This window comes from Blautia sp. NSJ-175 (genome assembly GCF_022867815.1).
Classification (GTDB): domain Bacteria; phylum Bacillota; class Clostridia; order Lachnospirales; family Lachnospiraceae; genus Blautia; species Blautia celeris.
This window is the reverse complement of record NZ_JALIFQ010000019.1, coordinates 23,683-46,890: the sequence shown is the minus strand read 5'-3', so window position 1 is coordinate 46,890 and position 23,208 is coordinate 23,683. Positions and strand designations below refer to the sequence as shown.

The following is a 23,208-nucleotide window of genomic DNA, read 5'->3' as shown; positions in this document are numbered from 1 at the left end:
TTCGTCTCATAAAACAGAATCTATCAATAACTTTGTATATTCCTCTTTCGGATGCATGATCACCTCATCCGGAGTCCCTTCCTCCACGATCATGCCCTGATACATCACCAGCACATAGTCACAGAAATTCTGTACCAGCGCCAGGTCATGGCAGATCAGCAGGATGGAAAGCCCTATCTCCTTTTTCAGCTTTTGGAGCAGCCCTATAATCTGGGACTGCACCGTCACATCAAGGGCACTGGTTGCCTCATCGCAGATGAGCAGACCCGGTTCTACTGCCAGTGCCCTTGCAATGGCTGCCCTCTGGCATTGGCCGCCGCTGACCTCATGGGGAAAGCGGGCTGCATATGTCTCCTCCAGCTCCACCATGGAAAGCAGCTCTTTCATCTTCTCTTTGGCATCTTTTCTCTTCATCCCGTAATTGATCATGCCTTCCATGATACCGTCACCCAGACTGCACCTGGGGTCAAACGAATCCTGGGGTGTCTGGAATACCATCTGCACATTTTTATACAATTCCCTCCGTTGTTTTCTTCCGGCTCCCACCATTTCCTGTCCATACAGAAGAACACTTCCCGCGTCCGGTTTTGTAAGATGCGTGATCATTCTGGCTGTTGTGCTTTTTCCGCAGCCGCTCTCACCCACGATTCCCACACAGGAACCTTCGCTTACCGAAAAGCTCACGCCATTCACAGCCGGATATGCCTTTTTTGCCTTATAAAATGTCTTTTTCAGGTCTTTTACTTCCAGTATTTTTCCCATGCCTTAACCTCTGTGAATCCGCAGAACCGCATTGATCAATCTGCGGGTATACTCTTTTTGGGGATGGTGCATCACTGCATCTGTATCCCCATACTCCACCAGTCTGCCCTGATACATGACAGCCACTTTATCTGCCATGTATTCCACAACGCCGATGTTATGGGTGACGATAGCAATCGTTGTACCGAATAGTTCCCTCATCTTCATCATTTCCCGCACCACCTGTGCCTGGACGGTCACATCCAGGGCACTGGTGGGCTCATCTGCAAAGAGAAGGTCCGGATGCAGGATCATGGCCATCATGATGCCCACCCTCTGATTCATGCCTCCCGACAGTTCAAAAGGATAGCTGTTTAAGATCCTCTCCCCGTCAGCAAGCTTCATCTTATCAAACAAGTCCATGGCCCGTTCCTTGATCTCCTGCCTGGATACTTTCTCATGCTGAAGAACTGCCTCGTAAAGCTGGTCTCCTATGGTGCGTATGGGACAAAGGGACGCACCTGTGTTCTGGAAGACCATTCCCATCTGAGGCCCCCGCAGTTTACGCAGTTCTTCCCCTTTAAGCTCCGTAACATTTTTATCCTTATACCGGATGCTGCCGCCTGTCACTGCCCCGTCGCTGCCCAGAAGTCCCATAGCAGCTCTGATCAGTGTGCTTTTCCCGCTGCCGCTCTCCCCTACAATCCCCAGGATCTGCCCCGGCAACAGGGTCAGGCTGACATCCTCCAGAACAGGTTTTCCCGTATAACACACCTGCAGATGTTCCACAGATAAAATCGGCTGTCCCATATTTCCAGTCCTTTCTTTTGTACTGTTCACGGCAGCGATTCCGCAGGTCAGCGCATTTACTGCGCTGCCCCAACAGCCGCCGTTTAATTTTTATCCAAATTTACTGTGATCTCATAATAATCACAGGGATGCGCTTCCAGGCCTGTGACACCTTCGCCGGATACGATTGACATTTTCAGATGGGAAGCAAAAATAAACGCATTGTCATCCAGGATGGTCTGCGTCATCTGTGTTGCCAGCTCTGCGCGTTTCTCTGTGTCAAACGCAGACTTCATTTCCTCTTCCAATGCCTGCAGCTTGTCGCTGTGGTAACCGCCGCGGTTTTTGGAGGATTCATCCAGGCAGTGTGTGGTAAAGAAATATTCCGGGTCTCCTGTGGGCGCGCAGACGAACGCTCCCGCATAAATATCCCACTCCCCTTTGTCCAGAAAGCTCTGGAAATCCGCGGAACAGTTTACGTCCACTTTGATCCCCACCTCTTTCATGGTGGCCTGCACAGATTCTGCCAGCAGCGGAAGTTCCTGACGGCTTGGGTATGTCACCCAGCGGATGGTGAGATTCTCCCCGTTTTTGTCCACATATCCGTCTCCGTCGCTGTCCTTCCAGCCGGCCTCTTCCAGCAATTTTCTTGCTTCCTCCGGATTGTATTTCGGCGCTGTCACGGTGTCATCGCCAAAGGCAAAGTTTGCCGGGAAGGGGCCTTCTGCAGCAGTTCCGTTTCCGTCAAGAAGCGTTTTCGTGAAATTTTCCTTGTCAATGGACATGGCAATGGCTTTTCTTACCTTTTCATCCTGAAGTGCCGGCGTGTCATAATTCATCTGTCCGAAAAAGGAACGGGACGTCTCCACAGAGGAAATGGTGTAGGGCTTCTCTGCAAACAGCGGCAGACTGGCATAGGGAAGGCCGTAGGCAGCGTCAAGTTCGCCTGACTGCATGGCCATGGTCATGGTATCCCCGTCAGAAATGGTCTTCACATGGATGGTATCCAGCTTCGGCTCCCCATCCCAGTAGTTCTCATTTTTCACTAAGGTAAGCCCTGTATCTGTTTTGACCTCTGTAGCAATATAAGGACCGGTACCAGCAACATTTCCATCCTCTGATACACCGGCCTCCATATCCACAATACAGCCGTACGGGTCTGACAGATAATTGATCAGTGCCGGGACAGGTTCCTCTGTGGTGATGGTCAGAATCTGTCCGTCTGCGGAAATCTCCTTGATCTTCAGATCTCCCTTTGCTCTTTCATGGACGCTCACCAGGTCATCCAGGCATTCTTTCGCCGCCTGCGCATCCAGCCTGCGTCCGCTGGAAAATGTCACATTGTCCCGCAGGGTGATCTTCCAGGTATTTTCATCTGTCATTTCATATTCCGCGGCAAGCCATGGTTCCAGTTCCATTTTATCGGAATATTTGAATAAAGTCTCTCCGATGCCATAGCGGATACACGCCCATCCGGAATAGCCGTTGTGGGGATTGACATCCGATTCATCATTCTCCGCATTGAATGTGGTATCCCCGTAATAAAAGACCTTCTCCCCCGCTGAGGCATTATCTTCTGTCTTCGTATCTGTGCTGCCGCCTCCGCAGCCGGATAAAAGCCCTGCCGCCAGACAGAGCGGCAGAAGTACAGCACCGGCTTTCTTATGAAACAGTCTCTTTTTACGCATTTTCAGTCTCCTTTTCTCTTCTGTCTCTTATTTCTGCGCGGGTCCATCACGTCCCGCACCGTATCGCCTAACAAATTAAATAACATGACCGTGAAAAATATTGCAAAGCCCGGTGCAAGGATCACCCACGGGGACGTCTGGAGCATGCTTCTTCCGCTGCTCATCATGGATCCCCACTCTGCGATCGGAGGAACTGCCCCCAGTCCCAAAAAGGACAGGCCGGCGATCTCCATCATCATAGTGCCTATATCCAGGACACCGGTGACCAGAACAGGCCCCGCAATATTGGGCAGCATATGTTTTCTGATGATCTTCCATGTCCCGGAGCCGGACAGCCGGGCTGCCGCAATGAACGGCGCCTCCTTCATGGCCATCACCTGGCTCCTGGCGATCCTTGCATACTTCGGCCAGGATATACAGGCCAGAGCTACAACTGCATTGATGATGCCTCCTCCTGTGACACCGGCGACGGCAATGGCAAAGACCATGCCCGGAAATGCCAGGAAGACATCTGATATCCTCATGAGCACCGTATCTGTTTTTCCGCCGTTATAACCGCAGAACACCCCGATCATGGTTCCCACTGTCATAATGATCAGCACCAGCAGCAGGGAGGAAAATATGGTGGTCTGCCCTCCCATGATCACTCGGGAAAGCATGTCTCTTCCATACCGGTCTGTTCCCAGCAGGTGCGCACCGCCGGGCGGCAGAAGTGCATGCTCCAGGTCCTGGGCATAGGGGTCATAGGGAACGATATGATCAGCAAAAACCGCGGCCAGAAGCAACAGTCCCACCAGGATGGACAAAATAATACATTTCAGCTTTGTATAGTCTCTCTTCATCCTCCTGCCTCCTCCTGTCCCATACGGATTCTCGGGTCCAGACAGCAGTAAATGATATCTGTGACAAGATTCACAAGTACATAGATGACAGCCATCCAGATAACATACGCCTGAATGACCGGATAATCACGCATGGTTATGGCGTCAACAGCCATTTTTCCCACGCCGTCCCACATAAATATGGACTCCACAATGGCTGTCCCCCCAAGCAGGGAACCGATGGACAGTGCCAGAAGCGTCACTATGGTCAGCATGGACGCCTTCAGGACACTGAAATACAGGATTCTGTTTTCCCGCACGCCCCGTGCCCGCGCGCCCTGCACATACTCTTTATTCAATTCCTCCAGCACTGTAGCCCGGACCTGCCTGGTGTATTTTGCTGCCATTGCCAGCGCCAGGGTAAATGTGGGCAGAATGATGCTCTTCCACCCCCGGGCATTCCCCATAACAGGAAACCAGCCGAGTTTCAGGGAAAAGAAATATATGAGCAGCAGAGACACAAAAAAATTCGGCAGGGAATTACCGATAAAACTCAGGAAACGGATGAGATAATCCCAAAAACGGTTTTGTTTTACAGCCGACAGGATTCCGCAGGGAATGGAGATCAGCACGGTCAGTAAAAGAGAAGTAACTGCCAGTGCAATGGTAGCCGGAAGCTTGGATACAAAGGTGGTAAACACCGGCTGTCCCGACACAAAGGATTTCCCCATGTCACCGGTGAGCACGCCTTTCAGCCATACAACATACTGTTCCGGCAGCGGCTTGTCCAGTCCCAGCTCTTCCCTGGCTGCCGCTTTCTCCGCCTCAGACATGGCTCCTCCCGTGTTCTGCTCCATCACATCCACTGCGTCCATGGCAGAGGCCTGCATCAGAATAAAGGACAGCAGTGTGATCCCTATCAGAATGGGAATCAGCTGCAGGAGCCTTTTTACGATATACTTTTTCATCTCCTCATTCCTTCTTGCCGCAGATCATGAAAATCGGTGTAGGGTTATAAAACTCATCTTTTTCCAGATAAATCCGCCTGCTGATCCCCAGATCAATGAAAAGCTCCTCAAATCCCATCTGTCCCAGAGTCTCCACATCCCAGGCCGGACGGACCAGGGAGCTGATGGGAAGCTGGCGCTTGATTTCCTCACACTCCTGCATCATTTCATCTCCCAGGGTGTGATGGGCATGGTTACCCGGCAGTTCCGAGGTGTCCGCAAAATTGCTGGCACCGTAATTGGCATCAAAATTCAGAAGGATTCCCCCTTCCTTCAACACCCTTCCCCACTCCTCATAGGCTTCCTTCACATGGGGCAGCGTCCAGGTCAGGTTCCTGGAAATGACAACATCAAAGCTGTTGTCCTCAAATTCCAGTTTCTCCGCATCCATGACCAGGAAAAGGCAGGACACATTTTCCTCTCTGGCCAGTTGTTTGGAATTGACGATCATCTCAGGGGTCAGATCCGTCCCTGTCACCTCATGGCCCAACCTGGCCAGCAGGATAGAAAAGAAGCCGGATCCGCATCCCACGTCCAGGATTTTCAGGTTCTTCCTGTCCGGAAGTTTTCGTCCTATCTCCCTGAGCCAGCGGTCCGCAAGGGGGCTTTTCAGCTCTCTGCGCCTCTGCTCCATGAAGCTCTCACTGCGCTTTGCCCAGTATTCCGTGATCCGCTCTTTTCTGTCGTCAAAATTCCTGACGATCCTTCCGTATGCGATCATGGGACCGTTTTCCAGTACCTGCAGGCTGCCTGTCTGGTAGAGGATAACGCCGTCGCATTCCGCACGGCAGACTTCCGTCACATTTCCCTCATAGTCTTTTACCGTACCCAGGACCTCGCCTCCCTGGATCATATCTCCCGGCATCTTATAGGGATACCAGAAGCCTGTGGCGGATGCAGCCTGGTATCGGATATCAACCACATCGAGAGGATAATAGATGCGGTAATCCCTCTGTCCCTCGTAGATACCCAGAGAGCAGAGGACATTCCGCACATCCCTTCTGGTTGAGCGGACTTCCTCCATGGTCCAGCCGCCCATGCCGCCTCTCTCTATGAGAATGCCGGGAATTCCCATATGCGCTGCATAGTTGTAGGCACCGCCTGTGGCAACCGTGGAGCGCACCATGTAGGGCACGTCCACCTGCTCTGCCATTTTTCTTGACATTGCCACAACACGTTCTTCGGCCTTACCCGCATAATACACATAAGGGGTAAGCTGTTCATAATCGTCACCACTGTGTAAGTCAATACAAAAATCAACCGCCGGAAACAATTCCCGGGTGATTGCCCAGGCAAGCTGCTGTGTGGCACTTCCTTCGGGATCTCCGGGAAATTCCCGGTTCAGGTTCTTTCCATCCTCCACACCCAGGCTTCCGCCCCTGCATTCAAATGCCTCCCTGCATATGACCTTGACGATCACCACCGTCCCGTTGATCTTCTTTATTTTCAGTTTTTCCGCCAGCTCCATGGCTGCCTGTATGCCCACATATTCCCCAGCATGGACACCAGCCATGATGAGAACGGTCTTCCCCGGCTTTTCTCCGTTTAAAATAGCTGCCGGCAGTTTAAATTTTCCCTCCGCCAGTTCCAGTAATCCACTGCAGGATTCCCCCGGTCCCGCTTTCATATTGCCAATCGTAAATGTTTTCGTATTAAGCATAAACTTTGCTGTCCCCTTTCCGTCCATGGATCATAAACATGGGTGTGGAGCCGTAGTTCAGCTTCTCCTCTTCACTCCAGACCCGTTCCCAGACCTTCGTGTCTGTATGTATCTCGGCAAATCCTGTTTCTTTTAATATCTCTGCATCCCAGCCCGGACGCGTTTTGGCGGACAGGGGCATCTCAAGGGCGATCTGCTCCATGGCGTCAATATCTGTGCACAGGTAATGATCATCCAGGCTATGCTGCTCCACATTTTTCCTGTCCTGCTCATAGGCCTTCCGCTTTTCCTCATCGTAAAGATAGCCGTACCAGTTGGCATCAAAATTCAAAAGCCTGCCGCCGGGTTTCAGCACCCGGTACCATTCCCTGTAAGCCTGCCACGGTTTTTCCAGATTCCAGGTCAGGTTTCTGGAGATCACCACATCGAAAGTATTGTCCTCAAACCCGAGGTTCTGGGCATCCATCCGGTAAAAGTCAATCCTTTCACACAGACTGCCCGCGTTTTCCATAGCCTTATGAAGCATCTCCCTTGTATAATCCACTGCAGTGACACGGTATCCCGCCTCTGCCAGGATCATGGGGAAAAAGCCCGGGCCTGTGCCAATGTCCAGTATTTTGATTTCCTCCTTGGGCATCTTGGGAAATTCTGCCTCCAGCACATCCAGCCAGGCTTCTTTCTGCATTCCCTCCAGCTCCTTGTGATTCACTTCGGAATACCCCTCCGTGCGGGTACTCCAGTATTTTTCTATTTTTTCCAACAGCATTTTCATTCTTCCGTCCTTTATATACTCTCAAGGATATCAAAAGGTTTCGGGGCAGAACAAGACAGTCCCCCTGCCCCGGAGCCTTTTGATATCCTGACCACTTTACTTTATCAGAACAAAAAAAATGCCACAAGCCCCATGGGGGGATTATGGCATTTCAATATCCGCATTTTTGTTAAATTTCAGCGATGGCTTCCACTTCGCACAGCACATTCTTAGGCAGGGTCTTTACTGCCACGCAGGAGCGTGCCGGTTTGCCTGTGAAATATTTTCCATATATTTCATTGAATGCTGCGAAATCGCCCATATCTGACAGAAAACAGGTTGTCTTAACTGTCTTCTCATAGCTGCTTCCCGCCTCTTTCAGCACTTCGCCCAGGTTCTTCATCACCTGTTCTGCCTGCTCCTCGATGGTCTTGGCTGTGATCTCACCTGTAGCCGGGTCAATGGGAATCTGGCCGGATGTGAAAACCACACCGTTTAAAATCATTGCCTGTGAATATGGTCCGATCGCTGCCGGAGCCTTATCTGTGCTTACTACCTTCATAAAAATATCTCCCTTCTGAATTACAAATCTTCCCCTTTTATCCCGGGGAATGTATATATTATACGTTTCCAAAAGGGAACGGTCAAGTCAAAGTAACGCTGTTTCCTCTGTATGCCCCCAGAATTTACTGCCGATATAGCCCTCCCGCCAACTTCTTTGCGTAGGCAAGTCCTGTCCCCGGCACGTCCTCCGGGAAATATTCCAGTCCCATGTAACCCTCATATGCCCCGTCCTCGATTGCCTGAAATACATAGGGGTAATTGATCTCCGACTGATAAAGCTCATGCCGTCCCGGATTACCTGCCGCGTGGAAATGCCCTATATATGGAAGATACTCCCGGATCCTCCGGACCAAATCTCCCTCTGTGATCTGCTGATGATAGATGTCAAACAGCATTTTTACATTTGGACTTCCCACCTCTTTTATGATCTCTGCCGCCTCATCCGAACCGGAGAGAAAATATCCCCGATGGTCCACTCTCAGATTCAGCGGCTCCACCACCAGGGTGACCCCTTTCTTTTCCAACAGAGGCGCACAGGCTTTCAGTCCTTCCACCAGTGACTTTCTCTGCAGTTCCCTGCCTGCCCCTGTATCCGCCCCGGTCTGTGTTATCAGGCATCTGCAGTTTAAACGCTCTGCAATGTCCAGCGTCTCCTCCAGTCCTTTCACATAGTCACTGCGAAGCAGAGGGTCCGTAAGGCTGATGAATTTTGTACAGAATGCCGCAACACAGAACCCTTTTTCTTCCTGGTATTCCCTGAGCTTCTGTATATCCTTATCCTCCCAGCCCCAAAATTCAATGGTATCCAGCCCGTTTGCCAGCACATCATCAATGGCATCCCTCATGTCTTTTCCTGCATAGACTGCGTCCACGCACACTGAAATCTTCAAATCGTTTCCCTCCTTTTGTCAGTAAGTCAGCATAACCTGTATCACCTGTCCCGGGTCTCGGCCTCCCAAAATTTTTCCACCCTCTCCCTCTCATCCCCCAGCGAACAAACCTCATACCCTTCCCATTCCCCCGGAAACAACTCCCTATAGGCCCTCTGCAGAAACCTCTCGTCCAAAAGCAGCACAACCCCTCTGTCCTCCTTCGTCCGTATCACCCTGCCGGCGGACTGCAGCACCTTATTCATCCCAGGATATCTGTAGGCATACTCAAACCCCGCCTTATTCTTCTCATCATAATAATTTTTCAAGATCTCCCTCTCATACCCCACCTGCGGCAGCCCTGTCCCCACCAGAATTGCCCCGATCAGCTTCTCCCCGGTCAGATCTATCCCTTCCGAAAAAATACCGCCCATCACACAAAATCCTACCAGCGTCCCATCCGATTCTCCCTCAAACCGTTCCAGAAACGCTTCCTTCTCCCCCTCGGTCATATTTCCTGACTGCAGCACACACTCCAGCCCCATCCCCAGACTCTTCTCCTCAAAGATCTCATACACATCCTGCAGCATCCGATAAGAAGGAAAAAACACCATATAATTCCCCCTCTTCACGGTCACGGTCTGCAGGATATACTGCGCCAGCTTACCATACTCCTCCTCGCCCCGCCTGGTATATTTACTGCTCACATCCCTGGCAATGAGGAGCTTCAGATTCTCCCGCGGAAACGGAGACGCCGCGCAGATGGCATAATCATCCTCCCGGGTGCTGAACAGCGACCTGTAATATCCCATAGGCAGCAGCGTAGCGGAAAAAAACACGCTTCCTCTCCCCTTATTCAAACACTCCTGCAGATTCACCTTGGGATTCACACAGAACAATGTCAGATAAAATCTCCCCTCTGCCCCGTGATGCGTATAGATCACATAGTTTTCATCCACCAGATCATACATATTTAAAAAATGCCGCACCGCAAAGGAAAACTCAAGCACGGTACTGCGCACCTTTTCCTCCTGCTCTCTCTCCAGAAAATTTTCCATCTCTCCCAGAAGATTCATAAGCTGCAGCGCCAGCGCCCCTATATTTTCCATTACCCTGTACTCATCCTGGCACTCCCTCTTATATTCCAGCAGTACCTTATTACACTTTTCCAGAATCCTCTCCAGCTTTCTGCTGTGCTCCTTCACTGCTTTCTTCACTTCCAGAAAATCCTCTTTACAGAGCACCGCGCTGTACATATTCCTTCCCCGGTCTACCAGGTTATGGGCCTCGTCGATCAAAAACAGATAATCCCCCTTCACGCCATCCCCAAAAAACCGCTTCAGATACACATTTGGATCAAACACATAATTATAATCACAGATCACCGCGTCCACCCAGGTGGAAGTATCCAGACACATCTCAAAAGGACACACCTGCCACTTCCGTGCCTGCATAAGCAGTTCCTCCCGCTGATACGTGTCCTGCTCTGTCAGAAGCTCATACACCGCGTCATTCACTCTGTCAAAATGCCCATTGGCATAAGGACACTTCTCGGGATTACACTCCACCTCATCCATCAGGCACATTTTTTCCTTGGAGGTGATCGTGAGTGTCTTATACGATAGTCCTTTCCCTTTGAGAATAGAAAACGCCTCCTCCGCCACCGTCCTGGTGATCGTCTTGGCTGTCAGATAGAAAATCTTATCTCCATAACCTTCCCCCACAGCCCGCACAGCCGGAAAAAGGGCTGCCATAGTCTTCCCAATCCCGGTAGGCGCCTGAATAAACAGTTGTTTCCCGCTCCTGAATGTGTGATAGACCCCGGCTGTCAGATTCTTCTGTCCCTCCCGATACACATAAGGAAACTCCAGCCCCTGCATGGACTCTCTGCGTTCCATCCTTCTTTTATACTGAAAATAAGCCCATTTATAATACTGCCCCATCAAATCCGAGAACCACTTTTTCAGCGCAGACACAGACATCTCTTCCCGGAACCGCTTCACCTGTTCCGTCTCCAGCTGGCAATACGTCATCTGCACCCCGATCTTTTCTAATTCCTTCTGCGTCCCGTAAATATAGGCATAACACATAGCCTGTGCCCTATGAACCGGCACCGGCTCCTCCAGGAATTCCAGATCCCTGTAAACACCCTTGATCTCATCAATGGTAACTCCATCCTTCTCCTCTATGATCCCATCTGCCCTGCCTTCCAGCCGGACAACAAATTCATCAAATTCTTCCTCCCACACCAGGGGAACCTCTGCCCGATAAGACAGCCCCATCTGCTTCTGTATTTTCCGGTGTACCTTACTCCCTTTCCTCATAGCCTCCCGGTCCGCAGACACTGTCCTCCGGTTATCCAAATTCCCACTGCGCAGTATAAACTCCACCAGATTCCTAACCGATATCCTGATAACTTCCTTCATCTCATCCATACCCTTATTCTAACACAGAACCTATGTTCCTGTACATCCCCTCTCCCCCAAAGCCTCTTCTTCCATCTCCGCCCTATTCTCTTCAATCTTTTTCACTCCCCTCCTCTTTTTTCACCCATACCACAGCCAGCCCCAGGGTAAGCGCGGCGGAAGCGGGAGGGGGAAGGGAATTCCTGTGGGCGGTGCGCTTACCCGTCCGCCAACCTGTCTCCACAAACAAAAAAAGAGCGGAAGCCCCACCAACGGTGTTCTTCCGCTCAAAAATTAACATATCAGTTCCTGAGAAATCCCCCTCTAAGCAATCGCATATCTGTCCAGAAACCTATCGAATCTCTCATCATGCCCATTGCATCTTACTGTGAGCACACGCGTCAAATCCATGCTCAAAACCCCAAGGATTGACTTCGCATCAATGATTACTCTGTTGTAAAAAACATCGATATCAAATTCACATTTGCTCGCTTCGCTGACAAACTCTTTCACGTCGCCTGTCTCGTTCAGCTTAATCTGGCGTTGTACCATATTTACCATCCTTTCTTTAAGAAACAACACGCCAACTGATATTTTAGTTATGTCTTGATTCTTTGTTGTTAGGACGTATTATGACAGTTCTTCCTGATTTTGTCAATATTTCGCCATAATTTTCCTTTCTTCACCAAAAACCGCTGTTTTCACACGTTTTTTAGTAAAAAGAACAGGAATATTTTTGTCGAAACTTGTCTAAACTGTGCAGATTGACGTTTCCCTTTATCCATGATATACCAGTTTTCATTTTACACAGAGAAATATTCCTAAATCAGGCACCCAAATTTTGTCACTGTATCCGTTTCCTGCCCTCTGTAAGTGCTTACTGCCGCACATTTTCAGGCTGCACACCTGCATTTCTCAGGCTTTCGGCAGATACTGCAGGGAGCCTTTCAGATATTCATTGATGACGTCCGCATAACCGCCGGCGTCCACAATGGCAGCCAGTTCAGGCTCCAGAGGCATCTTGGCAATAACCGGAACACCCAGTTCCGCGCCGATAGCGTCCACTTTGCTCTCACCGAACACGTAAATCTCTTTACCGCAGTCAGGACATTTTACAAAGCTGTAGTTTTCCACCAGACCGATCACCGGCACATTCATCATCTTGGCCATGTTGTAAGCTTTTCTCACAATCATATGCACCAGATCCTGGGGAGATGACACAATGACAATACCGTCCACCGGCAGAGACTGGAACACAGTCAGCGGAACATCTCCGGTTCCCGGAGGCATATCCACGAACAGATAATCCAGCTCGCCCCATATAACATCTGTCCAGAACTGCTTTACCATGTTGGCAAGGATCGGACCTCTCCAGATGACCGGAGCCTCCTCCTGCGGCAGAAGCAGATTGATGGACATAATTTTAATATCATTCTTTGTCAGAATCGGATAAATGCCGTTGTCATCTGCTGTCGCAGAACCTTTGATGCCGTACATCCTGGGAATGGAAGGCCCTGTGATATCCGCATCCAGAATACCCACACGGTAACCTTTGGATGCCATCTCATTGGCCAGTGACGCAGTCACAAAGGATTTGCCCACGCCGCCTTTTCCACTGACAACTCCGATAACCTTTTTAATATCGGAATATGCATTCAGCTCTTCTTTGGGGATTCCGCCGCCGTTTGCATGGCTGCATCCCTCACAACTTTTTTTATCACAGCTCTTGCTGTCGCATTGTTTCTTTTCTTCACTCATGATTCTTTCCTTTCCCACTGCGGTTTATACTTTATTTCATAAACCTGTCAATGGCTTTATTTAATTCTTCCAGGGCCTCTTTATCCCCGCTCTCCACTGCATCCACGATACAGTGCTCAATATGATCCTGCAGGATCACCTTTCCCGTATTGTTGATAGCCGCCTTCACTGCCGAAAGCTGTATCAGCACTTCACTGCAGTCTCTGCCGTCCTCCACCATGCGGCGGATGGATTCCAGATGGCCGATGGCTCTGGACAAACGGTTCAGCACCGCCTTGGTATGGGTGTGGGTGTGAGTATGGGAATGGGAGTGCCCATGCCCCTGTGCGCCGGCATCTTCATGCACATGCTCAATCACTGTACCGTCCGGAAGACTGTGTGTATGGACATGTTTTGTCTCTTCCATTGTGGTTTCCTCCTCGCGCTTTCTCTATTATATCAAACCCAGAAAAAAAAGCAACGCCTTCCCTGTTTATAATATAAGAAACTAAATTTCCGAAAATGTAAATCTCTGATGTACATCCGCTGTCATCACATCATAGACCACACTCCCGTCTTCCTTCTCTGTTTTCTCCATGCGGAGTTCTTTCTCAGACCTGAATTTTGCCTCCAGCCATACCTCGGGACTCTCCATATCCACTTCCCGGATGAAATTATCCCTGGAATGGTTTCCGGGACACTGGTTAAATATCTCATGTATCACTTCATATGTTTTCATATCTCTTCTTCCTTTCCTGGTGCCGCACAGAACCTGCCGTTCCATGTAGACAGTCTTAATCCAATTTCTTATATCTTATCACAATCGTGCAGATTTTGTGTCATTTTTCCCTCATATTTTACAAAAAATTTAAAAACAAATTGCCAAGCCAGGATAAATATCGTATTATGATAGTTACCAGAAAAAACGGAAGGCCTCTGACATCTGCCTTATACGGCAGCATAGGGCGCAGCTTCCGACACGTAAAATCAGGGAGGAATTCAAATGCAGCTTTTAAAAGAGCGTATTCTAAAAGACGGCACGGTAAAGCCGGGTAATATACTGAAGGTGGACAGCTTCCTGAACCACCAGATGGATATACCATTCATCAACGAGATTGGCAAAGAGTTCAAAAACAGATTTGCCGACTCCCCTATCACTAAAATCCTGACCATCGAAGCCTCCGGCATAGGCATTGCCTGTATCGTGGCACAGTATTTCGGCGTCCCGGTCGTATTTGCCAAGAAAGCCCAGAGCCTGAATCTGGATGGTGAGATGTACACCACCAAAGTCCAGTCCTTTACTCATAAAAAAGTATATGATGTAATATTATCTAAAAAATTTCTGCAGCCTGAAGACCATGTGCTCATTATTGATGATTTCCTGGCTAACGGATGCGCGCTCCAGGGCCTCATTGAGATTGTGGAGACAGCGGGCGCAACCCTGGAAGGGGCCGGCATCGTCATTGAGAAAGGCTTCCAGCACGGAGGAGACGCGCTGAGAGAAAAAGGCATCCGTGTGGAATCCCTGGCGATCGTGGATTCCATGAGCGATGATTCCCTCACCTTCCGCGACTAGGTTTTACGGGGCAGTCCAAAACTGGACTGCTCTTTTTTTATGAAACTGGCTCTTTATAGAATGCCAATTTTCCGCTATATTGGGTAAAAGAAAGTCTATATAAAGGAGTGGTTTTATGGAAAACAAAACGAAAAAGATAGTAATGACCGCACTTTTCGCGGCACTGGCCTGTGTTGCCACCATGTCCATCCGCATTCCCACACCGGGTACCAGCGGTTACATTCATCCCGGAGATGCCATTGTCATTCTGGCCGGAATCATTCTGGGGCCTGCCTACGGATTCCTGGCAGCGGGAATCGGTTCCTGTCTGGCCGACCTGCTGGGCGGATACTTTGTCTATGTTCCCATCACCTTTGCCATCAAGGGTCTGGTTGCACTGTTCGCTGCCCTTGCCTATAAAAAAATAGCAAAAGACAGTAAAACAGCCTGGGCAGGCGTCTTTGCAGGCGGAATCATTGATATGGTTCTCGTGGCTGGCGGCTACTGTCTCTGTGAATTCTTCCTGTACGGCACAGCCGCTTTCCTGAGTGTGCCCTCCAATCTGATCCAGGGTGCCAGCGGACTGATCATCTCCCTGATTCTCTACCCGCTTCTCACAGCGGTACCTGACATTAAACGTATGATTGCCTCAGCGTGATATCTGAATAACAAAATTTTACATCACATAAAAGATGCGGCCGGGATGCCGCGGCTCTTTGTTCCCAGACGACAGCCGCAGTGCGATCCAAACCGCATCTTTTTTATCTTATAAATCTTTTATCATCTGAAAATAATGCAGCTCTTCATATCCCAGCCTCTCATACAGCGCGATTGCTCTTTTATTGCTGTATGTGGCTTCCAGGCGGAATCTCTTTGCATGGGCATATTCCTGCTCCAGCCAGGCAAAGACCTCACTGCCGTATCCTTTTCCTCTGGCGTTCTCCATAAAATACAGCTCTTCCAGCCATACCGTAAGACCGCCGGCCTCGTTGCTGAAGGTAAAGGCAAGGAGCAGATATCCAACCACACCGCTTTCATCCTCCAGCATCAGCACTCTGGCATGCTCCCTGCTTCTCAGGCACTCCTGAAGCGTTGCTTCAAAATGCTCCTGGGGCACTGTGTGGATGCAGGCCTCCCCGCCGTAAAATTCTTTCTCCATTTTAAAGAATATCTCTCTGTCTTCTTCTCTGATATCTCTGATTGTCAGCATAAATACGATTGTCCTTTCTCTGTTATTTTTCTGTTTCCATTTCAAAAACTTTTTTCATCATCTCACAGTTTCCGCTGTGGGGACACTTACCGTAATCACAGTCGATCCTGTCAAAATGCAGTCCATATTCATCCTGTACAAATTCGCATATGGCGCTCCTGGCCATATCATAGTTCTTACAGTATCCGTTTACGAATTCTTCCACTATCCCGCTCATTTTACTCTTCCTTCTCTTTCTTCTCCCAGTTTTGGGTTATGCCCTCGGCGGCACTTATCTCAGGAGCCGGAAGTTTACCCTCCGGATGGCCTCCGGCCATATTTTCGATGGGCTGTTTCAGGAAAGATGCCCGCATAATAGACCCTGTCCCGAATTTCCTGCGGATCTCATCCACCGCCTGGTCCATCTTTTCCAGTTTATCATAATCCGTATGGTCAAACAAGGACAACTGCCGCCCGCTTTCTTCTCTGGAAACACGGCTTGTCCGCACGCCCAGAAGACGGATCGGTGCTCCGTCCCACAGCTCATCAAACAATCTGCAAGCCTGCAGGTAAAGCTCTGAGGTAATATTGGTTGGCGCTCTCAGCACGGTCTGGTGAGAGACCGACTGCAGTTCATAGTCCTTGATCGTGACCGATACCACCTCAGCCTTCATGCCGTCGCTGCGCAGCCTGGATGCCACTGTCTCACACAGGGAAAGCAGCACCTGCTTGGCGGTATCCTCATCCACCACGTTAAACGCTATGGTTGTGCTGTTGCCGTATCCCTTGTTATCCTCCTGCACTGCCTCCACCACTGCACTGTCCCTGCCGTTGGCTGAATTCCAGATAGCTTCCCCGTGTTTTTTCAAATGATGCTTCAGAATTTCCACATCCGCGGCAGCCAAATCTCCGATGGTATAGATTCCCAGCTTCTTCAGCGTATTTTCCGTGGACCTTCCCACAAACAGCAGCTCAGATACGGGAAGAGGCCACATCTTCTCCTGAATTTCCTCCGGAAACAGGGTGTGTACCTTGTCCGGCTTCTGAAAATCAGATGCCATTTTTGCCAGAAGCTTATTGCTGGAGATTCCTATATTTACAGTAAATCCCAGGTCTGTTTTAATACGGTCCTTGAGTTTATAGGCAAAGGCCACGGGGTCTCCCAGCAGCCGCTCCATACCTGTCATATTCATAAATGCCTCGTCAATGCTGTATTTTTCCACCTCCGGCGTATATTCCCTCAGGATATCCATAAACTGTTTGGAAAATTCCCTGTACATCCCGTGATGTGAAGGAATAATCGTCAGGGACGGGCATTTCCGCATGGCGTCCACAATAGGCTCCCCTGTCCTGACGCCGAATGCCTTGGCCGGAATGGATTTTGCAAGAATGATACCCCGCCTTTTCGACTTGTCCCCGCCCACTGCGCTTGGTATTTCACGAAGGTCCACACTCCCTCCGTTTTTCAGCCTGTAAACTGCCTCCCAGGAGAGAAATGCACTGTTTACATCAATATGAAAAATGACGTTCTTCAATTCTATCCCACTTCCTTGCTCTTCCTTAATCTTTCTTAATCTCTATTATATCAGAACATATGTTCTATGTAAATACTTGACAAAACTTCCAACCTATTCTATTCTGGAAGAAATAAACTGAACCCACAAAAGGAGTCTGCTATGCTGGCTATCATACTCGCACCATTTTATCTCTTGATCAATTATTATGTTGTCCGCTGGATCATCCGCTGGACAGGCACCTGCCACAGACATTTGAAGTCCCGGCCATTCCGGGTGGTTTTTCTCAGCATTTATATTTTCATGTGCCTGACGCCCCTGACCTCCTATCTGGTCTCTGCCAATCCCTGGCACAGCTGGCTGAAACGTCTTTTCAACTACTGGCTGGGCACATTTTTGTATATTGTACTTATCATTCTTATCTTTGACCTGGTAAGGATCATACTGAGACATACAAACCGGATCAAACAGGAAACTCTTTCCAAAAGGAGCACCTTTATCCTGAGCGGCGGTGTGGCTGCCTGCCTCATCATCTGCCTGAGTGCCTACGGAATCATCCACGAACACAAGGTCTATGTAAACCACTATGAGGCCCAAGTGGAAAAATCCGGCGGAAAACTGGACCATCTGAGAATCGCCCTGACTGCGGACCTTCACCTGGGCTACAGCATCGGCACCTACCATGTAAAATCCATGGTAGACAAAATAAACGCTGAACATGTGGACCTGGTCTGCATTGCCGGTGACTTCTTCGACAACGAATACGACGCTGTGCAGTACCCGGAAAAAACCATTTCCATCTTAAAGGAGATAAAGAGCACCTACGGCGTATATGCCTGCTGGGGCAATCACGACTTCAAGGAAAAACTCCTGGCCGGATTCACAGTCCCCATCAAAAACGGCCAGCACACAGACACCCGGATGGATGATTTCCTGAAACAGTCCGGCATCCGGATTCTGGATGACAAGGCAGTCCTCATTGACGATTCTTTCTATCTGGCAGGCCGCAAGGACCCCCAGCGCTCCAAAAAGATGAAGGAAGACCGCCTGTCCCCGGAAGACCTGCTGCAGGATCTGGACAGGGACAAACCCATACTGGTCATTGACCATCAGCCCAAACAGCTTCAGGAGCTGGCAGATGCCGGCTGCGACATAGACCTCTCCGGCCACACCCATGACGGACAGATGTTCCCGGGTAACCTGACCACAAAACTCATGTGGGAAAACTCCTGCGGCGAGTTAAAAAAGGACAACATGTACTCCTATGTAACCTCCGGTGTAGGCGTCTGGGGACCGGCCATGCGTGTGGGAACAGACGCTGAGGTCATGATCATTGATGTCTATTTCACAAAATAACACACTGCGTTTTTAAAGGGAACCGGCAGCTCCTACTCTTGCTGCCGGTTCCCTCAATGCTTTAACCGTCTGCCCTGCTTCTCCCACAGTGCCGTCCGCTCTTCCTATCGTACAATCAGATACTTATCCTGCAGATCCGTGACAGCTCCCACAATACCAGCCTTCAAAGGGTACCCTGCCTCTGCAAGCCTTACAAGCACGTTTTCCGCATCCTCCCTTTTCAGACTCACCAGAAGCCCTCCTGAAGTCTGGGGATCAAAGACCAGATCCTCCATCGCCTCATCCACCTGTTCCTCCAGCCTTACATCCTTCTTATTAAACGCCTTATTTCTGTAAGTTCCCTCCGGAACCAGCCCCATAGAGGCATAAAAAAGAGCATCCGGCAGCACTTCCAGCTTATCTGTCTGGATCACAAGCGATTTCCCGCTTGCTCTTGCAGTCTCCAGAGCATGACCGGTCAGTCCGAACCCTGTCACATCCGTACAGCTATGCACCTCGACCTCCCTGAGCACTTCCATAGCCAGCTTATTCAGGCAGCTCATACTCTCAACAGCCTTCCTCTCCGCCTCCTCAGAAGCCATTCCCGCCTTCACAGCCGTATTGATCAGTCCCACACCCAGAGGTTTTGTCAAAAGCAGCACATCCCCCGTCCTTGCTCCCCCGTTCTTCCAAATCCTGTCCGGCTTCACAAACCCGGAGACACAAAGCCCATATTTCGGCTCCTCATCATTGATCGAGTGCCCGCCTGCCAGCACAGCCCCTGCCTCCTTCACCTTAGAAGCCCCGCCTGCCAGAATCTCCCCCAGCACCTCAGCTCCCAGACAATTAGGAAACGCAACCACATTTAAAGCAAGCCGCGGCTCCCCGCCCATTGCATACACATCACTGAGCGCATTTGCCGCCGCAATCTGCCCAAACGTAAACGGATCATCCACCATAGGCGGAAAAAAATCCACGGTCTGTATCAAAGCCACCTCATCCGACACCCGATACACCGCCGCATCATCCGCCGTCTCAACCCCAACCATCAATCTATCATCCTTGGCCGCAGGCAGCCTCCCCACCACCTCCGCCAAAATCCCCGGCCCAATCTTAGCCGCACACCCCGCACTCTTAGAAAACTCCGTCAACTTCACCCCAACACTCATACTAATCTCCTATCCAAACACATCTCTCTCTACCTACCCTATCTCTTTCTAACTCTAAACAAATCTTCTCCTGTCATCCACCCTAAATCACCCTATAATGTACCCAAAACAGTGGCCATCCCAATGCCCAAAACCAGATTTTAACTCGTGTACACCTGTTAAAAAATATAGATACTACCAATTTCAAAATATCCAAAACAAAGGCTCCCATTTACTTTGCCAAAAAACCGTGGGATACCAGCCACCAGGGAAGCAGGCGGTGAGCGGAGGGCAGCCGGGGCAGAGGGTATCAGGCAGGCGGTGTTTCGCGGAGCGGGCGGAAGATCCACCTGCCCCAGACACTTAGCGAAGAGCCCTAAGGCGATGAGCTTAGTGACTGGGAGCAGGTTAGCTTCCACCCAGCGGAGTGCTCCGCCTGCCTGATACCCTCTGCCCCGGCTGCCCTCCGCTCACCGCCTGTTTCCCGTCCGCCCTATACCCCCCCCTCTTTTATTTTACAAATCTATAACCACCTCAACCGGACAATGATCCGACCCCAACACCTCCGTATGAATCCCCCCAGAAACCAACTTCTCCTCCAACCTCCGCGAAACGCAGAAATAATCAATCCTCCACCCCGCATTTTTCTCCCTGGCCTTAAACCGATAAGACCACCAGGAATAAATCCCCGTCTCCTCCGGATAAAAATACCGAAAACTATCCGTAAACCCAGCCTCCAGAAGCTCCGTAAACTTACCCCTCTCCTCATCCGTAAACCCGGCATTATGCCTGTTCGTCTTAGGATTCTTCAGATCGATCTCCTTATGCGCCACATTCAGATCCCCGCACATAACAACCGGCTTCTTCTCATCCAGCTTCAAGAGATACTCCCTAAACGCATCCTCCCACTCCATTCTATAAGAAAGCCTTGCCAGTTCATTCTGTGAATTCGGCGTATAACAGGTCACAAGATAAAAATCCTCATACTCCAGAGTGATCACCCTGCCCTCCTGGTCATGCTCCAAGATCCCGATTCCGTAAGCCACGGAAACCGGCTTCTTCCTGGCAAAAATCGCCGTCCCGGAATACCCTTTCTTCACCGCATAATTCCAATATGCATAATACCCCTCCGGCGCAAAATCAATCTGCCCCTCCTGAAGCTTCGTCTCCTGCAGACAGAAAAAGTCCGCGTCCGCAGCCTCAAAATACTCTATAAATCCCTTCTGAACACAAGCCCGCAGGCCATTCACATTCCATGATATAAATTTCATATATTTCTCCTCTCTGTCCCTTACAGATATTTTAAAATCTCCCGGTAAGCTTCCAGGATCGTTTCATATTTCATACCGCAGTTTGCCGGGCTGGTAGACGGAAGCTGTATCACCGGCACCCCTGTATGCGGCTCACAATACTTCCGGTAAAGTGCCGCCGCCTTCTGGCCGGTGGCAAAGACAGCCTGTACAGGTGCCGCATCCAGCACAAGAGACATATCATTGGCCCTGGGATTTTTAATACTCCCGTCATCCGCCCCGCGTATTTCACAGCTTTCCAGCACGTCCCACACGGCAACCTTATGAGCCAGAAGCATATTCTTCTTCTCCTCTGTCGTCACGGGAGTCTCCTCACCCAGCACCTCTCCCATCACTTTCCAGAACCGGTTTCTGGGATGCCCGTAGTAAAATCCTTCCTCTCTGGATTTCGGAGAAGGCATGGTCCCCAGCAGCAAAACCCTGGAACTGCTGTCATAAACCGGCGCAAATGTATGCTTCACATATTCTGTCTGATTTTTCATGGACCCACTCCTCAAATTGTAGAATTTTACTTCTTTCGTCCCCATTATACACTATTTTTTCTCTCCTGCGAAGTAAAAAAAGTTGGCAAAACGACTTTACGAACGCTGTCCTATGAGTATATAATAAAGACTGCATCGGAAAAACCGCAGAAAGTTACCACACAGCATGCTTTCTGTAGTCACATTAACAGAATTCTTATGAAAAAGGAGAAAAATCAATGGGTGGAATATTTGGAGTAGCTTCTAAATCCAGCTGCACTCTGGATTTGTTTTTCGGAACAGACTATCATTCTCATCTAGGCACAAGAAGAGGCGGTTTGGCAGTCTATGGACCAAATGGATTCAACCGTTCGATTCACAATATCGAAAATACCCCTTTCCGTACTAAATTCGACGGAGACTTAAACGAACTGGAGGGAAACCTGGGTATTGGCTGTATCTCTGACAATGAGCCGCAGCCGCTTTTAGTACAGTCACATCTGGGCAGCTTCGCTATCACTACCGTGGGAAAAATCAACAATATGGATGAACTTGTGGATATTTCCTATAAAAACGGATGCACACATTTCCTGGAAATGAGCGGCGGAAGCATCAATCCAACCGAGATGGTGGCGTCCCTGATCAACCAGAAATCCACCATTGTGGAAGGTATACAGTATGTGCAGGAGCTTGTGGACGGTTCCATGACTCTGCTTCTGCTCACCCCGAAAGGAATCTATGCCGCGCGTGACCGTGTAGGCCGTACCCCTGTCATCCTGGGCAAAAAAGAGGATGCGTTCTGCGCATCTTTTGAAAGCTTTGCTTTCTTCAACCTGGGATACGAAACCTATCGTGAACTCGGACCTGGCGAGGTCGTATTCCTCACCCCGGAAAGCGCTGAAACTTTAGTAAAACCCCGGGAAGAAATGAAAATCTGTTCCTTCCTGTGGGTATACTACGGCTACCCTACCTCTACCTATGAAGGCATAAATGTAGAGGAAATGCGCTATGAGTGCGGCAAAAAGCTGGCACAGCGCGATGCCCAGAGAGAAAATGTGAAGCCAGACCTGGTTGCCGGCGTTCCTGACTCCGGTATCGCCCATGCGATCGGCTATGCCAATGAATCCGGCATTCCTTTCTCCCGCCCGTTTATCAAATATACACCGACCTGGCCCCGCTCCTTCATGCCGACTCAGCAGAGCCAGAGAAACCTCATCGCGCGCATGAAGCTGATTCCGGTGGAAGCGCTGATAAAAAACAAGAGCCTGCTGCTGATCGACGACTCCATCGTCCGCGGAACACAGCTTCGCGAGACAACTGAATTTTTATACAGCAGCGGAGCCAAAGAAGTTCACATCCGTCCGGCCTGCCCACCGCTTCTGTTCGGCTGCCCGTACCTGAACTTCTCACGTTCCAAATCCGAAATGGATCTGATCACCCGCCGCATTATTGCAGACCGGGAAGGGGACAATGTCTCCGAGGAAGTGCTTGCTGATTACGCCAACCCCGATTCCGCCAACTATAAAGAAATGCTGGAGGAGATCGGCAGACAGCTTAACTTCACAACACTCCACTATCACCGTCTGGATGATCTGACAACTTCCATCGGACTGAGCCCGTGCAAAATGTGTACCCACTGCTTTGACGGCAAATAATTACACAAG

The 23,208-nt window shown here is 49.9% G+C and carries 25 protein-coding genes; 4 read left to right on the top strand and 21 right to left on the bottom strand.

The annotated features are described in order from the left end of the window. Positions 1 to 6: 6 nt before the first annotated feature. The 15 genes from MUB35_RS23115 to MUB35_RS23045 all read right to left on the bottom strand — a co-directional run bounded on the left by MUB35_RS23115 (position 7) and on the right by MUB35_RS23045 (position 13,771). Entirely contained in the window at positions 7 to 762 is a 756-nt protein-coding gene (locus MUB35_RS23115) for an ABC transporter ATP-binding protein (RefSeq protein WP_244806916.1), read from the bottom strand. 3 nt (positions 763 to 765) lie between these two features. Continuing rightward, a complete protein-coding gene (locus MUB35_RS23110; RefSeq protein ID WP_331477616.1) occupies positions 766 to 1,581 on the bottom strand; it encodes an ABC transporter ATP-binding protein in 816 nt (271 codons plus the stop codon). A 53-nt stretch (positions 1,582 to 1,634) separates the two neighbouring features. Beyond that, on the bottom strand, positions 1,635 to 3,218 hold the full coding sequence (locus MUB35_RS23105; RefSeq protein WP_244806915.1) for an ABC transporter substrate-binding protein: 1,584 nt from the start codon (positions 3,216 to 3,218) through the stop codon (positions 1,635 to 1,637). A gap of 2 nt (positions 3,219 to 3,220) precedes the next feature. Next, the gene (gene nikC, locus MUB35_RS23100) at positions 3,221 to 4,060 is read right to left on the bottom strand and encodes a nickel transporter permease (RefSeq protein WP_118594125.1); all 840 of its coding nucleotides are present in this window, start codon (positions 4,058 to 4,060) and stop codon (positions 3,221 to 3,223) included. After that, positions 4,057 to 5,007, bottom strand: coding sequence for a nickel ABC transporter permease (gene nikB / locus MUB35_RS23095; protein WP_033142499.1), 951 nt, complete (start codon positions 5,005 to 5,007; stop codon positions 4,057 to 4,059). The genes nikC and nikB overlap by 4 nt, the downstream gene beginning before the upstream one ends. 4 nt (positions 5,008 to 5,011) lie before the next feature. Beyond that, complete coding sequence (locus tag MUB35_RS23090; protein WP_244806914.1) at positions 5,012 to 6,706, bottom strand: methyltransferase domain-containing protein; 1,695 nt, start codon at positions 6,704 to 6,706, stop codon at positions 5,012 to 5,014. Beyond that, positions 6,699 to 7,478: a class I SAM-dependent methyltransferase gene (locus MUB35_RS23085; RefSeq protein ID WP_033142501.1), complete on the bottom strand. Its 780-nt coding sequence runs from the start codon at positions 7,476 to 7,478 to the stop codon at positions 6,699 to 6,701. The genes MUB35_RS23090 and MUB35_RS23085 overlap by 8 nt, the downstream gene beginning before the upstream one ends. A 169-nt stretch (positions 7,479 to 7,647) precedes the next feature. Next, positions 7,648 to 8,019: a RidA family protein gene (locus MUB35_RS23080; RefSeq protein WP_033142544.1), complete on the bottom strand. Its 372-nt coding sequence runs from the start codon at positions 8,017 to 8,019 to the stop codon at positions 7,648 to 7,650. 124 nt (positions 8,020 to 8,143) lie between these two features. Beyond that, entirely contained in the window at positions 8,144 to 8,911 is a 768-nt protein-coding gene (locus MUB35_RS23075) for a hydroxypyruvate isomerase family protein (protein ID WP_227242961.1), read from the bottom strand. A 41-nt stretch (positions 8,912 to 8,952) separates the two neighbouring features. After that, a complete protein-coding gene (locus tag MUB35_RS23070) occupies positions 8,953 to 11,325 on the bottom strand; it encodes a helicase C-terminal domain-containing protein (protein ID WP_103731778.1) in 2,373 nt (790 codons plus the stop codon). Between the two features lie 82 nt (positions 11,326 to 11,407). Beyond that, positions 11,408 to 11,596: a hypothetical protein gene (locus MUB35_RS23065; protein ID WP_244806913.1), complete on the bottom strand. Its 189-nt coding sequence runs from the start codon at positions 11,594 to 11,596 to the stop codon at positions 11,408 to 11,410. Positions 11,597 to 11,619: 23 nt separating this feature from the next. Beyond that, a complete protein-coding gene (locus MUB35_RS23060) occupies positions 11,620 to 11,847 on the bottom strand; it encodes an HPr family phosphocarrier protein (RefSeq protein ID WP_033142504.1) in 228 nt (75 codons plus the stop codon). Positions 11,848 to 12,210: 363 nt separating this feature from the next. Further along, positions 12,211 to 13,053, bottom strand: a complete 843-nt coding sequence (locus tag MUB35_RS23055; protein WP_033142505.1) for an Mrp/NBP35 family ATP-binding protein — start codon at positions 13,051 to 13,053, stop codon at positions 12,211 to 12,213. Positions 13,054 to 13,084: 31 nt separating this feature from the next. Then, on the bottom strand, positions 13,085 to 13,459 hold the full coding sequence (locus MUB35_RS23050) for a metal-sensing transcriptional repressor (protein ID WP_033142506.1): 375 nt from the start codon (positions 13,457 to 13,459) through the stop codon (positions 13,085 to 13,087). Between the two features lie 81 nt (positions 13,460 to 13,540). Beyond that, a complete protein-coding gene (locus tag MUB35_RS23045) occupies positions 13,541 to 13,771 on the bottom strand; it encodes a hypothetical protein (RefSeq protein WP_033142507.1) in 231 nt (76 codons plus the stop codon). Positions 13,772 to 14,035: 264 nt separating this feature from the next. Between MUB35_RS23045 and MUB35_RS23040 the strand changes: the two genes are divergently transcribed. Together MUB35_RS23040 and MUB35_RS23035 are read left to right on the top strand one after the other, a co-directional pair. After that, positions 14,036 to 14,608 carry a xanthine phosphoribosyltransferase gene (locus MUB35_RS23040; protein WP_033142508.1) on the top strand — a complete coding sequence of 191 codons (573 nt, stop codon included), beginning with the start codon at positions 14,036 to 14,038 and terminating at the stop codon, positions 14,606 to 14,608. 115 nt (positions 14,609 to 14,723) lie between these two features. After that, on the top strand, positions 14,724 to 15,245 hold the full coding sequence (locus MUB35_RS23035) for an ECF transporter S component (protein ID WP_033142509.1): 522 nt from the start codon (positions 14,724 to 14,726) through the stop codon (positions 15,243 to 15,245). Between the two features lie 108 nt (positions 15,246 to 15,353). Here MUB35_RS23035 and MUB35_RS23030 read toward each other — a convergent pair whose 3' ends face one another. The 3 genes from MUB35_RS23030 to MUB35_RS23020 are packed head-to-tail and all read right to left on the bottom strand — an operon-like array spanning position 15,354 to position 17,311. Then, a complete protein-coding gene (locus tag MUB35_RS23030) occupies positions 15,354 to 15,797 on the bottom strand; it encodes a GNAT family N-acetyltransferase (protein WP_033142510.1) in 444 nt (147 codons plus the stop codon). Positions 15,798 to 15,819: 22 nt separating this feature from the next. Then, positions 15,820 to 16,014: a hypothetical protein gene (locus MUB35_RS23025; protein ID WP_054353512.1), complete on the bottom strand. Its 195-nt coding sequence runs from the start codon at positions 16,012 to 16,014 to the stop codon at positions 15,820 to 15,822. A 1-nt stretch (position 16,015) separates the two neighbouring features. Then, the gene (locus MUB35_RS23020) at positions 16,016 to 17,311 is read right to left on the bottom strand and encodes a DNA polymerase Y family protein (protein ID WP_052099601.1); all 1,296 of its coding nucleotides are present in this window, start codon (positions 17,309 to 17,311) and stop codon (positions 16,016 to 16,018) included. A 141-nt stretch (positions 17,312 to 17,452) separates the two neighbouring features. Here MUB35_RS23020 and MUB35_RS23015 point away from each other — a divergent pair, with 141 nt between their 5' ends. After that, positions 17,453 to 18,646, top strand: coding sequence for a metallophosphoesterase (locus MUB35_RS23015; protein ID WP_033142512.1), 1,194 nt, complete (start codon positions 17,453 to 17,455; stop codon positions 18,644 to 18,646). Between the two features lie 104 nt (positions 18,647 to 18,750). Here the strand turns inward: MUB35_RS23015 and selD are convergent, their stop codons facing one another. The 3 genes from selD to MUB35_RS23000 form a co-directional block, all read right to left on the bottom strand. After that, the gene (selD, locus tag MUB35_RS23010; RefSeq protein WP_148392096.1) at positions 18,751 to 19,794 is read right to left on the bottom strand and encodes a selenide, water dikinase SelD; all 1,044 of its coding nucleotides are present in this window, start codon (positions 19,792 to 19,794) and stop codon (positions 18,751 to 18,753) included. A gap of 494 nt (positions 19,795 to 20,288) precedes the next feature. Continuing rightward, a complete protein-coding gene (locus MUB35_RS23005) occupies positions 20,289 to 21,044 on the bottom strand; it encodes an exodeoxyribonuclease III (protein WP_033142514.1) in 756 nt (251 codons plus the stop codon). A 20-nt stretch (positions 21,045 to 21,064) separates the two neighbouring features. Then, entirely contained in the window at positions 21,065 to 21,565 is a 501-nt protein-coding gene (locus tag MUB35_RS23000; RefSeq protein WP_033142515.1) for a DNA-deoxyinosine glycosylase, read from the bottom strand. Between the two features lie 218 nt (positions 21,566 to 21,783). Here MUB35_RS23000 and MUB35_RS22995 point away from each other — a divergent pair, with 218 nt between their 5' ends. Continuing rightward, a complete protein-coding gene (locus tag MUB35_RS22995) occupies positions 21,784 to 23,199 on the top strand; it encodes an amidophosphoribosyltransferase (RefSeq protein WP_148392095.1) in 1,416 nt (471 codons plus the stop codon). Positions 23,200 to 23,208: the final 9 nt, after the last annotated feature.

What these genes read in the sequence shown, in the direction of transcription:
- MUB35_RS23045 (WP_033142507.1), bottom strand. Translation starts at nt 13,771, where the DNA reads ATGAAAACATATGAAGTGATACATGAGATATTTAACCAGTGTCCCGGA.
- nikC (WP_118594125.1), bottom strand. Translation starts at nt 4,060, where the DNA reads ATGAAGAGAGACTATACAAAGCTGAAATGTATTATTTTGTCCATCCTG.
- MUB35_RS23025 (WP_054353512.1), bottom strand. Translation starts at nt 16,014, where the DNA reads ATGAGCGGGATAGTGGAAGAATTCGTAAACGGATACTGTAAGAACTAT.
- MUB35_RS23060 (WP_033142504.1), bottom strand. Translation starts at nt 11,847, where the DNA reads ATGGTACAACGCCAGATTAAGCTGAACGAGACAGGCGACGTGAAAGAG.
- MUB35_RS23070 (WP_103731778.1), bottom strand. Translation starts at nt 11,325, where the DNA reads ATGGATGAGATGAAGGAAGTTATCAGGATATCGGTTAGGAATCTGGTG.
- MUB35_RS23065 (WP_244806913.1), bottom strand. Translation starts at nt 11,596, where the DNA reads ATGTTAATTTTTGAGCGGAAGAACACCGTTGGTGGGGCTTCCGCTCTT.
- MUB35_RS23035 (WP_033142509.1), top strand. Translation starts at nt 14,724, where the DNA reads ATGGAAAACAAAACGAAAAAGATAGTAATGACCGCACTTTTCGCGGCA.
- nikB (WP_033142499.1), bottom strand. Translation starts at nt 5,007, where the DNA reads ATGAAAAAGTATATCGTAAAAAGGCTCCTGCAGCTGATTCCCATTCTG.
- MUB35_RS23085 (WP_033142501.1), bottom strand. Translation starts at nt 7,478, where the DNA reads ATGAAAATGCTGTTGGAAAAAATAGAAAAATACTGGAGTACCCGCACG.
- MUB35_RS23050 (WP_033142506.1), bottom strand. Translation starts at nt 13,459, where the DNA reads ATGGAAGAGACAAAACATGTCCATACACACAGTCTTCCGGACGGTACA.
- MUB35_RS23015 (WP_033142512.1), top strand. Translation starts at nt 17,453, where the DNA reads ATGCTGGCTATCATACTCGCACCATTTTATCTCTTGATCAATTATTAT.
- MUB35_RS23040 (WP_033142508.1), top strand. Translation starts at nt 14,036, where the DNA reads ATGCAGCTTTTAAAAGAGCGTATTCTAAAAGACGGCACGGTAAAGCCG.
- MUB35_RS23055 (WP_033142505.1), bottom strand. Translation starts at nt 13,053, where the DNA reads ATGAGTGAAGAAAAGAAACAATGCGACAGCAAGAGCTGTGATAAAAAA.
- MUB35_RS22995 (WP_148392095.1), top strand. Translation starts at nt 21,784, where the DNA reads ATGGGTGGAATATTTGGAGTAGCTTCTAAATCCAGCTGCACTCTGGAT.
- MUB35_RS23105 (WP_244806915.1), bottom strand. Translation starts at nt 3,218, where the DNA reads ATGCGTAAAAAGAGACTGTTTCATAAGAAAGCCGGTGCTGTACTTCTG.
- MUB35_RS23000 (WP_033142515.1), bottom strand. Translation starts at nt 21,565, where the DNA reads ATGAAAAATCAGACAGAATATGTGAAGCATACATTTGCGCCGGTTTAT.
- MUB35_RS23030 (WP_033142510.1), bottom strand. Translation starts at nt 15,797, where the DNA reads ATGCTGACAATCAGAGATATCAGAGAAGAAGACAGAGAGATATTCTTT.
- selD (WP_148392096.1), bottom strand. Translation starts at nt 19,794, where the DNA reads ATGAGTGTTGGGGTGAAGTTGACGGAGTTTTCTAAGAGTGCGGGGTGT.
- MUB35_RS23080 (WP_033142544.1), bottom strand. Translation starts at nt 8,019, where the DNA reads ATGAAGGTAGTAAGCACAGATAAGGCTCCGGCAGCGATCGGACCATAT.
- MUB35_RS23005 (WP_033142514.1), bottom strand. Translation starts at nt 21,044, where the DNA reads ATGAAATTTATATCATGGAATGTGAATGGCCTGCGGGCTTGTGTTCAG.
- MUB35_RS23090 (WP_244806914.1), bottom strand. Translation starts at nt 6,706, where the DNA reads ATGCTTAATACGAAAACATTTACGATTGGCAATATGAAAGCGGGACCG.
- MUB35_RS23115 (WP_244806916.1), bottom strand. Translation starts at nt 762, where the DNA reads ATGGGAAAAATACTGGAAGTAAAAGACCTGAAAAAGACATTTTATAAG.